The organism is Nostoc sp., from assembly GCF_036917815.1.
In the GTDB taxonomy this organism is placed as follows: Bacteria; Cyanobacteriota; Cyanobacteriia; order Cyanobacteriales; family Nostocaceae; genus Nostoc.
In genome coordinates, this window is the sequence record NZ_JBALEK010000100.1 from 101,911 (window position 1) to 120,071 (window position 18,161).

General features: G+C 40.8%; 20 protein-coding genes and 3 pseudogenes. 12 read left to right on the forward strand and 11 right to left on the reverse strand.

The window, feature by feature from the left end; genetic code table 11:
* Positions 1-163: 163 nt before the first annotated feature.
* The gene (locus tag V7K97_RS30280; protein WP_334804668.1) at positions 164-1,630 is read left to right on the forward strand and encodes a DICT sensory domain-containing protein; all 1,467 of its coding nucleotides are present in this window, start codon (positions 164-166) and stop codon (positions 1,628-1,630) included.
* Between the two features lie 420 nt (positions 1,631-2,050).
* Here the strand turns inward: V7K97_RS30280 and V7K97_RS30285 are convergent, their stop codons facing one another.
* From V7K97_RS30285 to V7K97_RS30300, 4 genes are all read right to left on the reverse strand, one after another.
* Complete coding sequence (locus tag V7K97_RS30285; protein ID WP_334804669.1) at positions 2,051-2,980, reverse strand: NmrA family NAD(P)-binding protein; 930 nt, start codon at positions 2,978-2,980, stop codon at positions 2,051-2,053.
* A 90-nt stretch (positions 2,981-3,070) separates the two neighbouring features.
* On the reverse strand, positions 3,071-4,690 hold the full coding sequence (locus V7K97_RS30290; protein WP_334804764.1) for a sensor histidine kinase: 1,620 nt from the start codon (positions 4,688-4,690) through the stop codon (positions 3,071-3,073).
* Between the two features lie 45 nt (positions 4,691-4,735).
* Entirely contained in the window at positions 4,736-5,239 is a 504-nt protein-coding gene (locus V7K97_RS30295; protein ID WP_334804670.1) for a hypothetical protein, read from the reverse strand.
* 170 nt (positions 5,240-5,409) lie between these two features.
* Entirely contained in the window at positions 5,410-5,538 is a 129-nt protein-coding gene (locus V7K97_RS30300; protein ID WP_334804671.1) for a hypothetical protein, read from the reverse strand.
* Positions 5,539-5,789: 251 nt separating this feature from the next.
* Between V7K97_RS30300 and V7K97_RS30305 the strand changes: the two genes are divergently transcribed.
* The 4 genes and pseudogenes from V7K97_RS30305 (at position 5,790) to V7K97_RS30320 (ending at position 8,321) form a co-directional block, all read left to right on the forward strand.
* A complete protein-coding gene (locus V7K97_RS30305) occupies positions 5,790-6,125 on the forward strand; it encodes a hypothetical protein (RefSeq protein ID WP_334804672.1) in 336 nt (111 codons plus the stop codon).
* Positions 6,089-6,376: pseudogene (locus V7K97_RS30310) on the forward strand (nitrilase-related carbon-nitrogen hydrolase); the annotation flags it as partial. The gene V7K97_RS30305 and the pseudogene V7K97_RS30310, both read left to right, overlap by 37 nt.
* Positions 6,377-6,645: 269 nt before the next feature.
* The gene (locus tag V7K97_RS30315) at positions 6,646-8,067 is read left to right on the forward strand and encodes an aldehyde dehydrogenase family protein (RefSeq protein WP_334804673.1); all 1,422 of its coding nucleotides are present in this window, start codon (positions 6,646-6,648) and stop codon (positions 8,065-8,067) included.
* Between the two features lie 17 nt (positions 8,068-8,084).
* Complete coding sequence (locus tag V7K97_RS30320; RefSeq protein WP_334804674.1) at positions 8,085-8,321, forward strand: hypothetical protein; 237 nt, start codon at positions 8,085-8,087, stop codon at positions 8,319-8,321.
* Between the two features lie 329 nt (positions 8,322-8,650).
* Here V7K97_RS30320 and V7K97_RS30325 read toward each other — a convergent pair whose 3' ends face one another.
* From V7K97_RS30325 to V7K97_RS32205, 3 genes and pseudogenes are all read right to left on the reverse strand, one after another.
* Positions 8,651-9,550 carry an aldo/keto reductase family oxidoreductase gene (locus tag V7K97_RS30325; protein ID WP_334804675.1) on the reverse strand — a complete coding sequence of 300 codons (900 nt, stop codon included), beginning with the start codon at positions 9,548-9,550 and terminating at the stop codon, positions 8,651-8,653.
* A 178-nt stretch (positions 9,551-9,728) separates the two neighbouring features.
* Positions 9,729-9,977 (reverse strand): hypothetical protein, encoded by a 249-nt coding sequence (locus tag V7K97_RS30330; protein ID WP_334804676.1) that lies wholly within the window; start codon positions 9,975-9,977, stop codon positions 9,729-9,731.
* 31 nt (positions 9,978-10,008) lie between these two features.
* Positions 10,009-10,134, reverse strand: a pseudogene (locus V7K97_RS32205) (RNA-guided endonuclease TnpB family protein); the annotation flags it as partial.
* Between the two features lie 475 nt (positions 10,135-10,609).
* Between V7K97_RS32205 and V7K97_RS30335 the strand changes: the two are divergent.
* From V7K97_RS30335 to V7K97_RS30365, 7 genes and pseudogenes are all read left to right on the forward strand, one after another.
* Positions 10,610-11,740: a hypothetical protein gene (locus tag V7K97_RS30335; RefSeq protein ID WP_334804677.1), complete on the forward strand. Its 1,131-nt coding sequence runs from the start codon at positions 10,610-10,612 to the stop codon at positions 11,738-11,740.
* 81 nt (positions 11,741-11,821) lie between these two features.
* The gene (locus V7K97_RS30340; protein ID WP_334804678.1) at positions 11,822-12,058 is read left to right on the forward strand and encodes a hypothetical protein; all 237 of its coding nucleotides are present in this window, start codon (positions 11,822-11,824) and stop codon (positions 12,056-12,058) included.
* Positions 12,051-12,167 (forward strand): annotated as a pseudogene (locus V7K97_RS30345) (DUF3598 domain-containing protein); the annotation flags it as partial. The gene V7K97_RS30340 and the pseudogene V7K97_RS30345, both read left to right, overlap by 8 nt.
* A gap of 254 nt (positions 12,168-12,421) precedes the next feature.
* A complete protein-coding gene (gene hisS, locus V7K97_RS30350) occupies positions 12,422-13,810 on the forward strand; it encodes a histidine--tRNA ligase (RefSeq protein ID WP_334804679.1) in 1,389 nt (462 codons plus the stop codon).
* A 280-nt stretch (positions 13,811-14,090) separates the two neighbouring features.
* Positions 14,091-14,666, forward strand: a complete 576-nt coding sequence (locus V7K97_RS30355) for a TMEM175 family protein (RefSeq protein WP_334804680.1) — start codon at positions 14,091-14,093, stop codon at positions 14,664-14,666.
* Between the two features lie 163 nt (positions 14,667-14,829).
* A complete protein-coding gene (locus tag V7K97_RS30360; RefSeq protein ID WP_334804681.1) occupies positions 14,830-15,939 on the forward strand; it encodes a ParA family protein in 1,110 nt (369 codons plus the stop codon).
* Complete coding sequence (locus tag V7K97_RS30365; RefSeq protein WP_334804682.1) at positions 15,923-16,672, forward strand: HEPN domain-containing protein; 750 nt, start codon at positions 15,923-15,925, stop codon at positions 16,670-16,672. The genes V7K97_RS30360 and V7K97_RS30365 overlap by 17 nt, the downstream gene beginning before the upstream one ends.
* Before the next feature lie 115 nt (positions 16,673-16,787).
* Here the strand turns inward: V7K97_RS30365 and V7K97_RS30370 are convergent, their stop codons facing one another.
* From V7K97_RS30370 to V7K97_RS30385, 4 genes are read right to left on the reverse strand one after another with little or no spacing between them, the layout of a single operon-like run.
* Entirely contained in the window at positions 16,788-17,018 is a 231-nt protein-coding gene (locus tag V7K97_RS30370; protein ID WP_334804683.1) for a type II toxin-antitoxin system HicB family antitoxin, read from the reverse strand.
* The gene (locus tag V7K97_RS30375) at positions 17,018-17,230 is read right to left on the reverse strand and encodes a type II toxin-antitoxin system HicA family toxin (RefSeq protein WP_334804684.1); all 213 of its coding nucleotides are present in this window, start codon (positions 17,228-17,230) and stop codon (positions 17,018-17,020) included. The genes V7K97_RS30370 and V7K97_RS30375 overlap by 1 nt, the downstream gene beginning before the upstream one ends.
* A gap of 55 nt (positions 17,231-17,285) precedes the next feature.
* Positions 17,286-17,807, reverse strand: a complete 522-nt coding sequence (locus tag V7K97_RS30380) for a GNAT family N-acetyltransferase (protein WP_334804685.1) — start codon at positions 17,805-17,807, stop codon at positions 17,286-17,288.
* On the reverse strand, positions 17,797-18,081 hold the full coding sequence (locus tag V7K97_RS30385; protein WP_334804686.1) for a type II toxin-antitoxin system TacA family antitoxin: 285 nt from the start codon (positions 18,079-18,081) through the stop codon (positions 17,797-17,799). The genes V7K97_RS30380 and V7K97_RS30385 overlap by 11 nt, the downstream gene beginning before the upstream one ends.
* Positions 18,082-18,161: the final 80 nt, after the last annotated feature.

Sequence of the window (18,161 nt, forward strand, 5' to 3'; positions counted from 1 at the left end):
CTTGTCTCCCTTGTCTCCCTTGTCTCTATTGTCTCCCTTGTCTCCCTCACTCCCCACTCCCCATTCATATTTATTTCCGTGGGGATTTTGTAAAAAATGCACACATAAAGGTGAAAATCGAATACAGAGTTATTTCTTGCTTCATCCTTGTTGTGCTTGACTCATGAATGTTTCTCTGGCTAAGGATCTGTCTGTTTATAAACTGGTTATGGGAGTGCAAGCGCCTCCAAAACCATTGTCCCTCAGTCCTGCGACTCTGCTATCACTGGTGAGAGCGCAAATTGACTTACTAATTGAGCAGCAAATTGCAGCCACTTTATGGGTGAAGCTACCACCAGAAAAAATTTGGCAATCAGAATTAGCACGTTATAAATCCTCGGTAGGTGCGTCTAGTTTCATTTACACTTGCCAGATTGACGAGAGTGGGAAAGCTGAAGTAGGGGGAGATGAGGGAGAGGGAAGAGTAAATTCCTTCTCATCCCCCTCATCTGCCTCATCCTCTCACCACATCTCTGTTCACCTACCACCAGATAGCCAACTGCGGCGGGAAAACTTTCTGATGGTGTTATCTCCACAGTTTTGCAGTTTACTTTTGGCTCATCGACCACTGAAAAAACGCAAAAATCAGATATCGGGGAAGGTAAATACTGATAAAAACCAACCGTTGCTAATTATAACTACTGTTGAGGGGAGAGTAATTCAGCAAGTATTAAATGGTATCCAACAAGCAATCGCACCAGAATCATCCCCAATTTTACCTGCTAGTTTTATTTGTCCAACTGTGCCCCAAGGCGCACTGATGAATCAACTGTTGGCAAAACAACTCCTACGACAAGATGAAATTAATCGTCAAATCATCACAGTACGCACCAGCAAGTTGCAGCAGCAAAATCAAGAACTACACAACAAAGAGCAACTCAAAGATGAATATTTAAATAATGTATGTCAGGAATTGCGTACACCCCTAACGCACATGAAGACAGCACTCTCATTATTAAATTCCCCTAATCTTAAACCCCCCCAGCGACAACGTTATTTACAGATGTTAAATACCCAGTGCGATCATCAAAATTCGCTGATTACTGGTTTGTTGGAACTGGTGCAGCTACAACAGAATTTGGAGGGGACGAATTTGGAGTCGGTGCGTCTTTCAGATATTGTGCCTGGAGTAGTCAGTACCTACCAACCTGTAGCCCAAGAAAAAGGGATTATGTTAGCCTACACCATCCCGACTGAACTCCCACCTGTTTGGTGCGTGAGTGGTGGTCTGAGGCAAATTGTGATTAATCTGCTGCACAATAGCATTAAGTTTACTCCTGATGGGGGTCAAGTATGGGTACGTGCCCGTACTCAAGGCGATTATGTCCAATTAGAATTCCGCGACACAGGTATCGGTATTGGCGAAAACGAAATTACCAAAATCTTTGACCGCTTTTATCGTGTGCGTACAGCAGCAACTGAAGATTATGGTGGTGCTGGATTGGGGTTAACAATAGTACAGCAATTGCTGCTGCGCTCTGGTGGTTCAATTTCTGTCAGAAGTAAATTATACGAAGGTTCTACCTTTACAGTGCAACTGGCAAGAGTTGGCAATATCCCCAGAGCGATCGCTACAGAAAATCAGTTATGAGTTAATGAGTTAAAATTCAGAACTTATATGACTTACGCACGCAATAAAGCCCATGTTTGTCGTAGGGGCAATTCATGAATTGCCCCTACCGTGCGGGTCTACTTCCCATCAAATAATGCCTGAAACGACGTATTTACGTTGATACACAACATAATTCTTTTGTATTGTCATGCAGTCAATCAAACAAACTAGGCAAACTTTCGCCACAGTGTACTAGTAGTCCGTCAAGTTTAAATTGAGGGGTATTAATTTAGTTCGTAGTTGCGCTTTAGCGCTAAAGCGCAACTACGAACCCCTCAAAACTAGCTTGACAGACTACTAGTACGGCACAGCGTAAATAAACCACCCATTCCAAATCAATGAAACGCTTTCGCTGTATTCATTTTTAATTTTTAATTCCGCCCTTCGGTACTAGTCCAATCACAGACTCTCGTAGGTGAGTTCTGCATTTGCCCAGTTGGTTTCTGCCAGAAATTCTCTAAATGTGGTCAGAAGTCCAGGAAACTCCTCTTCTCGTAAACGCTGGACATTGGCTTGATAACCTTGTTTGCGATACCACTGAATCAAATCGAACAGTTCCCTTTGCAGCAAGAGTAAGAAAATCCAGGCGGGTGTCTCTTTGTAGACAACTTTCATCCCCTGCTCTTGGGAAAATACTTCTGCCATCTGCTTTGGAGTCAGCACATCACCAGCTAGCTCAATTTCTTGACCAATATACTTGGTGGGATGTTTAATTACGTAGGCAGCAACCCGGCCCATGTCCTTCGTTGTAATTAGATGAAGAGGCTTGTCTTGCTGAATGGAAAATGGGAAACTACCTTTGAGGATGGAAGGTCGCGTGTACTTCTTCCAAAACTCCTCCATAAACAAGCAGGCTCGCAACATAGTAGTCGGTAAGCCAGCTTCTTTGAGAATTTCTTCTACTTGGTACTTTTGCTCAATGCGAGGGATTCCTGAATTCCTATCCGCCCCACCTGCGGAATTGTAGACAAAGTGCTTAATGTTAGCTTGCTTGGTAACTTGTGCAAGTCGCCTTGCCCTCTCCACCTCTAGCGGGTCAATTTTAGTGGAGTCCGCAGAAGTAGCGTGGCAGTAAACAGCCGAAATCCCGGCAAATGCTGCGATGAGGGAGGTTTCATCATCGAGGTTGGCTTTTACCAGTTCCACTTTGGCATCGTTGAGCTTTGAAAGATTTGGACGATTAAGGTCAATTTCTCTAGTGATGACTCGCAGGTTGGTAACTCCCTGTTCGAGAAATCCCTTGACGACATTTCCACCTGTACCGCCAGTAACTCCGATGAGTAATATTTTATCGGTGTTTGACTCTGTGCGATCGGGGAAATTTGACATTCTCTCTTGTACCTGGAGTTTTTTATTTAAATTAAGTTTATCGAAAATTTGGGTTTAAAACCCCGTGCTTCTAGCACGGCTCTATATCAATCAATGGGGAACTATTGAACGTGCCTGCTCGATAGGAATCTCAATCACAAACTCTGTACCCTCACCAGGTGCAGAAATACACTTAATTTTCCCTTTATGTTTTTCCACTATAATCTGGTAACTAATAGATAATCCTAAGCCAGTACCTTTACCTATAGGTTTAGTAGTAAAGAAAGGGTCAAATAATCTAGTTTGAGCTTCCTTAGTTATTCCTGAACCATTATCTTTAATACTAATAATTATGCGCTCTTTATTTTTAACTTGAGTATGGATAATAATAGAACTAAGCTGTTTTTCAATCTCTCCTTTTAAACACTCTGTTTCCCATTGATATAAAGCATCAATAGCGTTACTTAAGATATTCATAAATACCTGATTTAATCCTCCCGCATAACATTCAATAAGAGGTAAATTACCATAATCTTTGATAATTGTAATTTCCTGCTGGTTATGATTTTCTTTGAGACGATACTGTAAAATTAATAGCGTACTATTAATTCCTTCATGAATATCAACAAATTTCATTTCTGCTTCATCAAGACGCGAGAAGTTACGCAAAGTTAGTACAATTTCACGAATACGTTCAGTACCAATTGCCATTGATGATAATATTCTCGGCATATCATCAATAATAAACTCTAAATCTATCTCATCAAGTAGAGTAGTTATTTCTGGACTATAATTATAGCATTGTTGCTGATACAGGGTAATTAAAGTTAGTAATTGTTGACTATATTCTCTAAGGTGGAGTAGGTTGCCATAAATGAAATTAACTGGATTATTGATTTCATGAGCAACACCCGCAACTAACTGACCTAATGAAGACATTTTCTCGGTTTGAACAAGTTGTACTTGAGTGTGTTGCAATTCTTTGAGTGTCTGTTTTAGTTGAAAATTTTTGTATTTTAATTTTACTGTTCTCTCTGCAACTTGTATTTCCAATCTAGAATTAGTTTCTTCTAAGGCGGCTTGAGCAATTTTTTTATCTTTTAAGTATTGCTGCAATAAATGCAATACTAACAGCCATGCTGGAATCAGCATTACTAAACTTATAATAGATTCTAAAATTGCCCAAAAAATTCTTTGATAATATTCATCAATTTTCTGCTGTAACTGAAGTGAAATGTTACGCTTTCTTTGGGCAACACCATTAGCATAAATGCGTTTATTGTTTTCATATTCGCTGCTAAAAAGCAGTATTTTTGCTTCCTCTTTTTGATTTTTATTAACTAAATCAAAAGATTGATATTCCATTGCAACCAAGCGCTGATTAGCAGCATCAATTATTTTGGCATCCTCATTTTTATATGCTTTAGGAGCAAGTTTAATAGATTCTTTAATAGCAATATCTAGCTTAGGTTCAAATTGGCGATACCGTTGTTCCCAAATAAAGTTACCTGTGGCAGCATTCATCCGGGCTGACATCGTTAATACTTCATCAAGATAAGTAATTTCATCACTCAGCATTTGTAGCTTAAATTCATATTTAACAATATTATTAAAGCTATGATATACTTGCAAGTTTAGCCAAATTTGAGGAATAAATAAGAGCAATGTCAGCAGTACTGTTACAGTTACAAGTTGAGAAGAAACAAATCTCAGCTTATAAGGTAGGTGCATTCTCATACTATTTTTTAGATCCATTTTAATTAGTAATAACTTCATTTAATACTCTTGCATCAATTTTGTTTCATCAGTATTAATACCGAAAAAGTCTCTTAAGAATTTGATATTTTCATTTTGATATATTTTAAAATCAATCTCATTTATTTGTTTAATTTTAATCTTTCTGCCATAGATAAATCCTAAGTTGAAATTCATGAAGTCTAACTTTGTAAAGTTATAAGGAGCTGGATATATAAATTTAGCAAAAAATTTATATATGAATAAATGTAGTTGATTGGTTCTTAAGTCATTACCCATTGTGAATCCTATTACAAAAGCTTCATCTTGAGGAGAAATTCCTCTACTTAAAAGTATGTGAATATAATCATGGTGGCGCAGACTAATTTTTCCAGGTAACGCCAATAGGCTCTTAGGGTTCTCTAGTAACCAAATTACAAAAGGAATTTTCGGGTCATTATATAAACTAAATACTATTGAATGTGCTTTTTTTAAATTAACTTGAGCTATATCCAGTTGAAAAGCTTCATCTAAATCAAAAGCCATATATGTATTTATAATCAAACAACTAACTTATTAATATTTGGTTTTCTCCCAATTTGTCTATACTTAAGAACAAAGTTGTTTGTATTTTTACAATTAAGTACAATAAAACAATTTTACATAAAATTGCAGCATGTATGATCACTGATACCAATTCTATGTGAGGCTGCGCTTTATTCAGGTAGGGGCAATTCATGAATTGCCCCTACAGCGCGGTTTCGGGTAAGTCCTACAGGCGCATCTTCATAAAGAAATGGTATGAGGTTTAGACTAAGGGCAAAGTCATCTAAATGAATAATCATCGACTGATACAGATTGCTGCAACTCTGCTGTGAAAAAAGGATGTTGCCGCAATAGCTTTATCATGGTTTAGTTGATGGGCTGTTTACCAAAGTCCTGAATTCGGTAAATATGTTGCCCATATTGGGCAACGAGCTAGATGCCAGAAAGTGTCAAACTAAATATTAAGTTTATAGAAAAGCCGCAAACTCAAACTATGACTCAGCAACCAACTGATTTAGACAAGAAAGCTGTATTTGAGTAGTTGTGGGAGATGACAAAAGAACTCCGTCAAAAACTAGTGGTCTGTCAAATTCATTTTGACGGTTGGAGAGAGGCGATAAATCGCCGTCTCTACAGAAAATTTATTCGTCAATTAGTTCTTGACATACTACTAGAGTCTCGTTTTCAGTTATATCTAGACCCTTGTGTAGAAAATTTAAAGACAACTGACCAATGCCCAATGCCCCATACCCAATGCCCCATGACTAATTTTGAATCCTATCGCGCTTTAGCACTGCAAGTTACCTCTCATGCAGTCAACCAAACAAGCGATCGCCACCAAGCGCGATCGGCTCTAAAATCATTGACCATCGCGGAATCGTATTAGCAGAGACAGGTGCAGGCGAGAGTATGGCAGCATTTGCAGAGATTGATTTAGCAGCATTACGCCGCGATCGCCGCCGACCGGGGTTAAATAATTTACTTGCCCGCCAACGCTTTGAAGTATACGCCGAAAGTTATCAACAATCACACTTTTACCCAGCTAATACTATGCTGGAAGGAGAAGTAGACCGCAAACACTTCCTGCAAACCCAGCAAGCCACCATTGAGCGGTTGGCCAAATTAGGCATAATTTGAATTTGGAAATGGGGCACTTGTACTGAGCGTACCCCTCCGGGGATCTTGCTACGCGTAGCGTCTCCAAGAGTTGCCGTTAGCGCAGCCTAAGAAGAGAAGTATTGGGCACTTGTACTGAGCATTGGATCATTGGAATACAAATAACTCCTAACTCTTAACTCCTAACTCTTAACTCCTAACTCTTAACTCCTAACTCTTAACTCCTAACTCTTAACTCCTAACTCCTAACTCCTAACTCTTAACTCCTAACTCCTAACTCCTAACTTGCAATGACAAAACCAATAGAAGTCCGCAATCCTCGAACTGGCAAATTTGACTACGTAATTATCCCGCCCCCTCCAAGGCTGCTGGTACAGCAATGTAAGCGCACGCGTCGGGCGCAAGTTCGCTGGCAGCAGTTGGGCTTAGAGGGGAGAATTGAAGCCTTACAGCAGTGGAAACAGGCGATATTATCTGGACGCGATCGCTTAACGGAAGCTTTGGTAAATGATACAGGAAGATTGTCAGTCTCAGTATTAGAAATAGATTCCTTCATCTCTAGCATCGATCGCTGGTGTCGGTTAGCGCCGGAGTTGCTGCAAGAATCTGCAAAAAATACAGCTATTCCGTTTATCGCCTTGCAACAAACATCCGTTCCTTATCCCCTAGTTGGGATAATTAGCCCGTGGAATTTTCCCCTAGTGCTGTCTACCATTGATACCATTCCGGCATTGCTGGCAGGTTGTGCCGTGATTGTTAAACCCAGTGAAATCGCTCCCCGCTTCGTAGCACCAATGATTACAGCACTCAATGCCGTCCCGAAACTGCACGATGTCTTAACTTTTGTTGAAGGAGCAGGCGCAACCGGATCTATTTTGATTGAAAATGTAGATTTGGTATGTTTTACAGGCAGTGTAGCCACGGGGCGAAAAATAGCAGAAGCGGCTGCTAAACGGTTTATTCCAGCTTTTTTGGAATTAGGAGGGAAAGATCCGGCGATCGTTTTAGAATCAGCCAATTTAGAATTAGCAACCTCAGCAATATTATGGGGTTCCGTCGTCAACACCGGACAGTCATGCCTATCAATTGAGCGAATTTATGTTGCTGAATCAATATTTGAAAAGTTTTACCATCAACTAATAGCCAAAGCACATCGCGTTGGGCTAGCCTACCCGACAATTGAAAGTGGAGAAATTGGCCCGATTATCACCGAAAGACAAGCAGCAATTATTAGCGACCATCTCCAAGATGCAGTGGAAAAGGGAGCAGTAATTCACTGTGGCGGTGTAGTTGAGGACTTAGGTGGGGGTTGGTGGTGTCGTCCGACAGTTATCACCCAAGTTGACCATTCCATGAAAGTGATGACCGAAGAGACTTTTGGCCCGATTATGCCAGTGATGCCTTTTTCCACAGTAGAGGAAGCAGTATCTTTAGCCAACGACTCAATTTATGGATTGAGTGCTGCTGTGTTTGCCGAGTCAGAAGCAGAAGCCCTAGAAGTTGCGTACCGGATAGATGCAGGTGGCATCAGTATCAACGATGCTGGACTCACCGCTATGATACATGAGGGAGAGAAAAACGCCTTTAAATTCTCTGGTTTGGGAGGGTCACGCATGGGTGTGGCGGCGCTAAAACGGTTCATGCGAAAAAAAGCTATTTTGATCAAAACTAACGCTACTAATGACCCTTGGTGGTTTGATAATGGGGAGTGACCAATGCCATCATCACTATGCAAATCATTACCGTAACCAATGGCGTAGCTTGCCGCCGTACTCCTTTGGAGAAGCAAGCTACGCAAAGTGTTTCCAAGAGTTGGCATCGCATTCTCATTCTGTTCAAAATATTTGTTTTACCACAGGCGATCGCCTCTGCCACAGTTTCGTCTACGATAAGGGACTTCCAAGAAATAAATTATCCAAAGAAACGAACCACAGAGACACAGAGAACACAGAGAGAGGAGAAATAGAGAGGGTTTTTGCCTCAGTTTTCGGATATTTTTTTATTTGGAAGTCCCTAACCAAAGCACCTGGAAGAATTTTGATAGTTTTGCTTCAGAACACAAGTCTATTGCTTCAGAACACAAGTCCATTCGTTAACTTGGTCAGTGGCGTGGTGTTGAAGTATGGCAAAGACAGCCGGGAATATGAGATGAAAGGCATCGCGGCTCGTTTCTTTGTCGTTTAACAATAAGTTGCACACGATTAGTGACAAGTTAAGGAAAAGCAAGATTTTTAAAATGATAAATCCTTCTTGTGCCAAGAGTTTGTCAAGCAGTTTGTGTCAAAGCTCAAATTACTAACTCAAGCGATCTGCCAGCGGTTTTGCTGCAATCGCGTTCAGGTCAACCACCGTTTGCTGCTCCAGTTGCAGCGCCGCAGCAAAGACATTCTGACGTAAATGCTCAACCGATGAGGTGCCGGGAATCAGCAAGATATTGGGGGAGCGCTGAAGCAACCACGCCAGCGCTACTTGCATCGGTGTCGCGTTTAAAGACTTGGCGGTACTTTCAAGTACTGAAGATTGTAGCGGCGTGAACCCACCCAGAGGGAAGAACGGCACATAAGCGATGCCCTGCTGTGCGAGATCGTCGATGAAAGCATCATCTTCCCGGTGTGCCACGTTGTACTGGTTCTGCACACAGACAATCTCCGTAATCCTTTGTGCCTCTGTTAACTGTGTAGGCGTGACATTGCTCAAACCGAGGTGACGAATTAATCCCTGCTTCTTAAGTTCGGCTAAGGTCGTTAGCGGCTCGACCAGAGAACCCTCCGATCGTCCGTGACCGTCACCCATCAAGCGGAGATTGACGACATCGATCGTGTCGAGTCCGAGGTTACGTAGGTTGTCGTGAATCGCTTCGGTCAGATCCTGCCGCGACATCGCAGGAACGCATGAGCCATCTTCAGGACGGCGCGCTCCAACCTTGGTTACAATTACCAAATCTTCCGGGTAGGGATGCAGCGCTTGTCGGATAATCTGATTCGTGATGTGAGGTCCGTAGAAGTCGCTCGTATCGATGTGATTAATGCCAAGTGATATCGCTTCGCGCAAAACGGCAACGGCTGCATCCACATCTCGCGGCGCACCCCATACATTCGGACCCGCGAGTTGCATAGCACCATAGCCTATGCGCTTCATTGTGATTGAGGTGTTCGGCAGCGTCAAATTGCCGCCAAGGTTCGTTTGCTCAGACATATCGTTACTTTCTCCAAGAATTTTTTAGTGATTTAACGAAAGCAATGTTGAGAGTAAAGTTATTGTAAAAGCTGGAAATTCAATCAGATATTATTCGCCGCTCACTCGCAACACGATATACACCAGATCACCTTCCCGCTCCATCTCATCCCAGATACCAAAAATCAGAAGCAACCACCTAGAGGTAATATCTAACACTGGTAACAACTCGACTTTTTTGCTTTCGTAAAGCAGTCTTTAAAAACAAGGCTGTTTGATTGTGTAAAAAACTTTCCCACCAGATACGTGGGACAAAAGTGGGAATAATGACTGTTGTAAACACACCTACAGCATACAGAGAAATTAACCGATCAACACTGCCTTTGAAGACAATGAGCAGAGTCGCACTAAATAAGCTCAATAGAATAATACCATTAGATTGAGCCACTCCCCCGTTTTCAAAACGGGGGATTCAGGCATCAGACAGAGATTGCAGTCTGAGACTGTCTAATATCTCCTACGCCTAGAGTCGAACTCCCGACTCTTTTAATATTCAAACTGGCGTTTTTATCTCGGTCATTTTCAGATTGACATGACGGACAACGCCAACGTCATGAAATTTTTTGTATTTAAGACATAAGAGCGTTAAAAAATTCCTTGAGAGTTGAACAAAATCTTTAATGGCAAGGCTTTTGGCGATTGCTCTGATTTATTAGCGTACAAAACTCCCAATTTGGCACAGTCTAGCCAGTAATGAGTAATAAGTAATGAGTAATACCCATTACTTATTGCTTCCAAATTAAAGACAGTTGGAGTCGGGGATTTAAACCCCAACTCAACTGATACTACGTGTAATGGTTAGGGTCTTAAACCCTTGAATTGACGATAAACCTGCCACAAAAATTGGCTCCAATCTGGCGCGATTGTGGGAACAACATATCTGTCCTGCGATTGACTGAAATTGGCTTTGACGTTTCACAGATGGTAGCAGTAGAAAAAATGCTTGCAGATTCGTAGTAATATCAACAGGAGTTTTGATATCAATTTTTATACAACGAGAAAAAAATTGGAGTGTTCTGAATGTCTACATTTAGCGTCACTAATACCAACAACAGTGGTCTAGGTTCACTACGGCAGCAAATTCTAAATGCCGATCTCGCTGGCGGAACAAATATCATCAATTTTGGTGGACTGTTTGATGATGGGCTGGCTCATACGATCAATCTGACTGGTAGTAGTCTCAGGATCACAGATCACCTTACCATTCAAGGCACAAATCCCAGCTTACTAACAATTAAGGATGATACTGCTGACCGTGTTTTTGATATTGGCAAAGGTGCAACATCTGCAATCAACCGGCTGACTATTACCAATACATACGATGGTGCAAATGGAGGCGGTGGTATCTCCAACGAAGGCATCCTTACACTGAGCGACAGCATCATCAAGGGCAACACTGTAAGCGATCAGATAAATACCCATGCACCAGTAGGAGTTGCATCATTTGCCGGCGAGGGCAGCGAGGGTGGCGGCATTCTCAACACTGGCAGTCTCACTGTGAACCACAGCACCATCATTGACAACAGAGCAGCCTACGGCGGCGGCATTTACAACACTGGCAGTCTCACAGTGAACCACAGCACCATCACTGACAACAGAGCATTCGTCGGCGGCGGCATTGACAATACTCGCAGCATTGACAATACTGGCAGACTGACCGTGAACTACAGCGCCGTCACTGACAACAGTGCAGACTACGAGGGCGGCGGCATTTTCACCAATAGTAATTTATCTTTATCTTATAAATCATCAATCACTACCGTGAGTTATAGCACCATTAGTGGTAATCAGGCTAGCGATGGTGGCGGCATTGATTCCTCTAATTTTTCCTACCTAGTGGTGGACAACAGCACTATCACGTCCAATAATGCCAACAACTATGGTGGTGGCATTGAAGAGAGTTTTTCCTACCTAGTGGTGGACAACAGCACTATCACGTCCAATAAAGCTTACGACGATGCTGGTGGCATTTACAAATTCAACAGCAATCAATACACAGAGTACAATAGCAGGATCTATAATAACTCTCCTGATAATGTTGTAAGCATGGTAGATAAGTTAGTCCACCCATCCAATTTGCAATTGGAAGTTTTAACGATTAACAGCCCCCCCTTTTTGGGAAAAATCAGAGCAGTGCAGTCCGCGCAATAAGTGCGTTTGCCCTGAAAGATGGGGGGAGTTTGAGCAAGCCTTGTTAAATTAAACTCCCCAGCGTTGCGTCAATTTGAATTTATGGGGATTATCTTTTTACTTTTTACTTCTTACTTGCCTCAAACTTTAAACCCAGATCAACTTAAGGAAATCTTCAAAAGCGCGATCATCGAATTAATTCGTGACAATCGAAAAGAAGTCTCTGAATTTCTGGCAGAAATTATTGAAGATGTGGCAATGGAGCAAGCGATCGCTGAAGGTGAAACAACTGAACTGGTTAGCCGTGAGTCTATCTTTCAACTTTTGGAGCTTATATGAAATGATCTACATTAGTCCCGACAATAACAATCGTGCCCGCACTTGGCATTGGTTTAAGAACAATCAAATCTTTCAACGCACCCTAATTCAAGAAGAACGGCTAAAATAGTAATTTCTCTCCTCAAAGATAAACCCTCATTATATTACCTCCCTTTATTCTCCAGTCAGTCATTGCACCCCACAGGCCAGTTGCTTCTCCCAAAATGAGAAAGGGAGAAACAACTGGCTTCCCCTTAATCCCCTCTCAGCCTCAAGGGTAGACAAAGCGTAGCTTTGGCGGCGTGGGGTTCTCCGGGTTTAATAATTAATCAAACGTATATGATATAATTCTCGTCTCAAATCTCAACTTAGTAAGGTACACCCATGGCCAAAGGTGACAAAATAAACTTTTCTACCCCTAGCGGGTTTCCAGAATTTCTTCCTAGCGAAAAGCGTCTAGAATTATATTTGCTAGATATCATCCGTAGAGTTTTTGAAAGCTATGGATTTACGCCCATCGAAACACCTGCTGTAGAACGTTTAGAAGTGCTGCAAGCTAAAGGGAATCAAGGCGACAATATTATTTATGGAATTGATCCCATCCTGCCACCAAATCGACAAGCCGAGAGAGATAAATCGGGTGAAACTGGTTCAGAATCAAGAGCTTTAAAGTTTGACCAAACAGTTCCCTTGGCAGCGTATATTGCCCGTCACCTGAATGAATTAATCTTTCCCTTTGCCCGCTACCAAATGGATGTAGTTTTTCGTGGTGAACGGGCAAAAGATGGGCGTTTTCGTCAGTTTCGTCAGTGTGATATTGATGTAGTTGCTCGTCGTGAACTCAGCTTGCTCTATGATGCTCAGATGCCTGCAATTATCACTGAGATATTTGAAGCAATTAATATTGGTGACTTTCTGATTCGCATCAATAACCGTAAAGTTCTTACTGGTTTCTTTAAGTCAGTAGGAATTGCTGAAAATCAAATTAAATCCTGTATTGGTATTGTTGATACTTTAGAAAAAATTGGTGAAAGTAAAGTAAAACAAGATTTAGAAAAAGAAGGAATTTCAGCAGAACAGGCGCAAAAAATTATTGAATTTGTCAAAATTGATGGTTCGGTTGATGAAGTCTTAGATAAACTTAAACACCTCGCACAAAATCTGCCAGAAACGGAGCAATTGAACTTAGGAGTTACCGAATTAGAAACGGTAATTACAGGCGTGCGTCATCTGGGAGTTGCTGAGAATCGTTTCTGTATTGATTTATCCATTGCGCGTGGTCTTGATTACTATACCGGCACAGTTTACGAAACAACCCTATTAGGACATGAAGCTTTAGGCAGTATTTGTTCTGGTGGTAGATATGAAGAACTAGTCGGGGTATTTTTGGGTGAAAAGATGCCTGGTGTAGGCATTTCTCTTGGCTTAACTCGCTTAATTAGTCGCTTGTTAAAAGCTGGAATTCTTAATACCTTAGCTGCTACACCAGCCCAAGTGATGGTAGTGAATATGCAAGAGGATTTAATGCCCACTTATTTAAAAGTTTCTCAACATCTGCGTCAGGCGGGAATTAATGTGATCACTAACTTTGATAAGCGTCCCTTGGGTAAACAATTTCAATTAGCAGACAAACAAGGAATTCAGTTTTGCGTAATTATTGGTTCTGAAGAAGCAGCAGCGCAAAAGTCCTCGCTCAAAGACTTGAAAACAGGCGATCAAGTAGAAGTGCTATTAGGAAATTTGGCTGAAGAAGTTAAAAGAAGGCTGACTTAAAATTCGATTTATCCATTACCGACTGTCTATTAAAATGCGTTACAGCTTCCGCCTCACACACTCTATTTATCTGGGAGTTTTTTATGAGTTTTTCGGATCTCCCTAATCTCTGGGTTCCTCTAGCACTTTTAGGTTTAATTGTGATGGCTGCTGTATTTTTCAGCCGCAGTAGTTGAGTAGCATATCAAGGATTACCGCGCCGAAAATCTTCATGAATGGCGACTACTTGGTACGATAAAGTACAGAGTGTGACAACTTAACTCAGAAAAGGAATGCGTACATGGGAAAAGGGAGATTAGAAGCATTCAGCGATGGGGTGATTGCCATCATCATCACTATTATGGTGCTGGAAATCAAAGTGCCGCATGGGTTCGATTTAGCCGCGCTGCGTCCGCTAATCCCGGTGTTTCTGAGCTATGTGCTGAGTTTTATTTATATCGGCATCTACTGGAACAATCACCATCACCTACTACAAGCAGTCCGACACGTTAATGGGCGTATCCTTTGGGCTAATTTGCATTTGCTGTTTTGGTTATCGCTAATCCCCTTCGTCACTGGCTGGATGGGTGAGAATCACTTTGCCGCCATGCCAGTTGCCCTTTATGGTACGGTGTTGTTGTTGAATGCGATCGCTTACTTCATCCTTACCCGCACCCTCATTTCTCACCACGGCAAGGATTCGACTCTAGCGATCGCAGTTGGTGAAGATTTCAAAGGAAAAGTATCGGTGGTCTTCTATGCTGTAGCAATTCCACTTGCCTTTGTCAACTCATGGTTTGCCTGTGCATTGTACGTTTTAGTCGCGGTAATCTGGCTGATCCCTGACCGTCGCATTGAGAAGACTCTCATTTCTTGAAGGAATTACGAATTACCTACAAGTGCAGTAAGGGAGCTATGTTAATTCGTTGGCTTCTTCATAAGTCTTGCCATCGCTCATTATCTTAGTTGCTTCAAAACGCGATTGACTTGCTGTTCTGTAAGCTTTTTAGAAGCTATATTTAAGTCATACAGGTTCTAAAATGATACCTGTATTCAAAAGATTGCAAAAGTATCAAAAGCAAAATAAGATGGTTCACAAAATTGCCTTGTTCAATCACAAAGGTGGTGTCAGTAAGACCACAACGACTTTTAATTTAGGTTGGATGCTTGCTTCAAAAGGTAAGAGAGTTATCCTTGTAGATACTGATCCTCAATGTAATCTAACAGGAATAGCTCTAAAAGAAGAAACTGAAGATGACGAGGCAAGGATAGAAAATATCTACAATACACATTCAAATATCAAAACTGGCTTGGCTCCTGCTTTTGAGTCACAGCCACGGGCTATTGAAGCTGTAGATTGTATTCCGATAGAAGGACAAGAAGGTTTATTTTTATTACCTGGTCATGTTGGCTTTGCTGAATACGAAGTAACATTAGGCATCGCGCAGGAACTCAATCGATCAATTCAGACACTCAAAAACTTGCCAGGTGCTATTTCTGAACTCTTGGAAAAAACTGCTAATAAATTTAATGCTGACTATATTCTGATTGATATGAGTCCAAGTTTAGGAGCAATCAATCAGAACTTACTAATGACAAGTGACTTTTTCTTAGTGCCTACAAATGCTGATTTTATCTCTGTAATGGCAATTGATTCTCTGTCTAGAATTTTATCAAAGTGGTGTGCTTGGGCAAGGATAGCAAGTGCAAATCCTATATTAAAGGAAGCTGTTTATCCATTTCCAGAATTTAACTTGAAATTTTTAGGAACTATAGTTCAAAACTATAGAATTATTAGGGGTAAAGAAACAGCAGCATTTCAAACATGGATACAAAAAATAGAGAATACAGTTACTCATAAATTAGTACCAGTTCTAGAGCAAAATAAACTGTTATTACCAAAGCAAGTCTATACCGAGCAGGGTATGAATGATAGTTTTACCCTGACAAAAATTTCTAATTTTAACAGTTTAATTGCTATATCACTGGGACACAGTACACCAGTTTATGCTCTAACATCTGAACAATTCAACCAGAAAGGCATAGTATTAGAAGCTAATCAAAGAAAGCAAAATGAATTTAGAGAAACTTTTTCTGACTTAGCAGATAAAATTATTGCACTATCATCCAGCTATGCAATCAGCGCTTGACCAATTTCGCATTAGTATTCAGCGTGTTCGGGATCTGATTGCTCTTCATACTTCCGTTAAGGCTCAAGCTACTGCTGCTTTGGATCTTTCAGACATTTTACGAGCTGCCCTAGTTCTAACTGTTAGTGCCTTGGATTATTATATCCATGAGGTTGTCACATTGGGTATGCTGGAAATTCATCGAGGAGAACGTGCTGAACCAGTATCTTCAGCTAATACTCCTCAATCAGCCTTTTCCCGTTTTCAAGTTTCCTTAGGAAGCGCTCGTGAGGATAGAAGAATAGCCATAGATATTGCCTCTTGGATAGAGAGTGATATACAGCAGGTTTATGGAGCTAACTTTTTACAGCAGTCTCATACTATTTCTGGTTTAATTCCAGCTATATCAAATAGTATTTTAAACAGATTAAATAATACTTCATGGTTAGAAGATGAGATTCGAGAACGTCTAAGTTATCAAAGCTTCCAGCAACCTGACAAAATAGCTGATGCAATTAGGCAAATTTCGGATAAAAAATTGTGGGATGAGGTTGCTATTAAAATGAGTAAACCTGCTAAAGATATTAAGCAAAAACTTACTTTAATTGTTGATCGCAGAAACAAAATTGCTCACGAAGCAGATATAGAGCCTACCCTCAACATAGGTAATCGCTGGTATATTGACGAATCAATGGTTGGTGATACAGTTGATTTTATTGAGCAGCTAATAGAGAGTATTCATCAAATTTTGTAACTTTGGGTAGATCAAGGGTAGATATTGTTGACTAATTGACCAAGATAGGCAAGCAATCGTTGTAGATAGATGAGGGCTACGATCGCCCTACTTGTGCAAAGTATCTAAAAAATATTTAAGTCACTTTTAACGGTTTCTGAGGAAAAGTAATTGGCTGTGGCAAAGTTTTTCCTTGCTCTTCATACCATTCAATCAGAGACTCAATCACTTCTTGTCCGTGTTTAGCGGCTTCTTCATAACTCTTACCATGAGTGTGGAATTGCTGCCAAGGGAATTCCGGTAAGTGTACCAAGTAGCAATTATCCTCATCTGACCATTGAATTACCATACTATAGCGATCGCTCATTATTCTTCCTCTATTTCTCCTAGTTGTTTCAAAACACGATTGACTTGCTTTTCCAAGTATCGGGGTGCATCGTCTCCATCTTTTCCCGCAATGGTAACTGGTTCGTCAGGTATCAATGGGTGAGTCCAGAAGGTATGACTACCTTTTGCAGGGCGATAGACAAACCCAGCCTTCAACAAAATAGCTTTTAACTCTCTAATTTTATTGGGCATCTCTTCTAAATTTAAATCCTTCTAATTTAAATCATTTTATATTTCCCTAATTAGGTTAACCAAACTCTCTAACTATCGTTGCTATCGGCAAAAATAGTGAGAGTTCATTGTCTTGAAAAGGAATAAACTCATACTTGAGATAAAATTCCTTTGCCTGAAAATCAATAGCATCAACTCTCACGGTATACATACCAATTTCTTGAGAAACACGAACAGCACGATACATAGCATCAGCTAACAATTCGCCTCCCAAACCTTGTCCTTTAACCGAATTATCTACAGCTAATCTCCCAATCAGCATTGCTGGAATCGGATAGGCTGGCATTCCACGATGATAAGATTCTGGTAAGGATTCATACTCAATAACGCTGGCACTAACAGTGTAATAGCCATCAATCTTCAAACTTCCTGATGCCGGAATTGCTACAAATGTTTTAGCAATTCCTTTAATATGATTTTGCCACGCATATTTCTTGAGATAATCATTCAAAATTGCATAACCACAATCAAAAGAATCTCTTTGATGCTTTCTATCAATTGGTACAAAATTCCATCTTGCCTCGCTATCACAAGTCATACTTCTGTCTATATTTGTGAATAGCAGATTTGAGTTTTCCTTTCAGTTCTGGAGGGTTTTCCATTACTGACATAAACAAATCTCTATCAAGATTAGAAAGCACCAGCTTTTCATTCGCATCTATATCTTGCTTGGCGACTGGCAAAATATGAAAAAGTGTATAAGCACTCAAAGAAATTCCTTTGAGACTCGCAGCACGTTCTAATAGTTCTTTTTGCTCTTGGGTAACTCGTAAATCGATACGGCAATCTTTTGCAGATGATGTTTCTGACATGGCTAATTCCTACCTTTAGCTGAGTCTCTATTTACAGCATAGCTAACATTAGTGGACAATGTACACACAATTTTTTAACC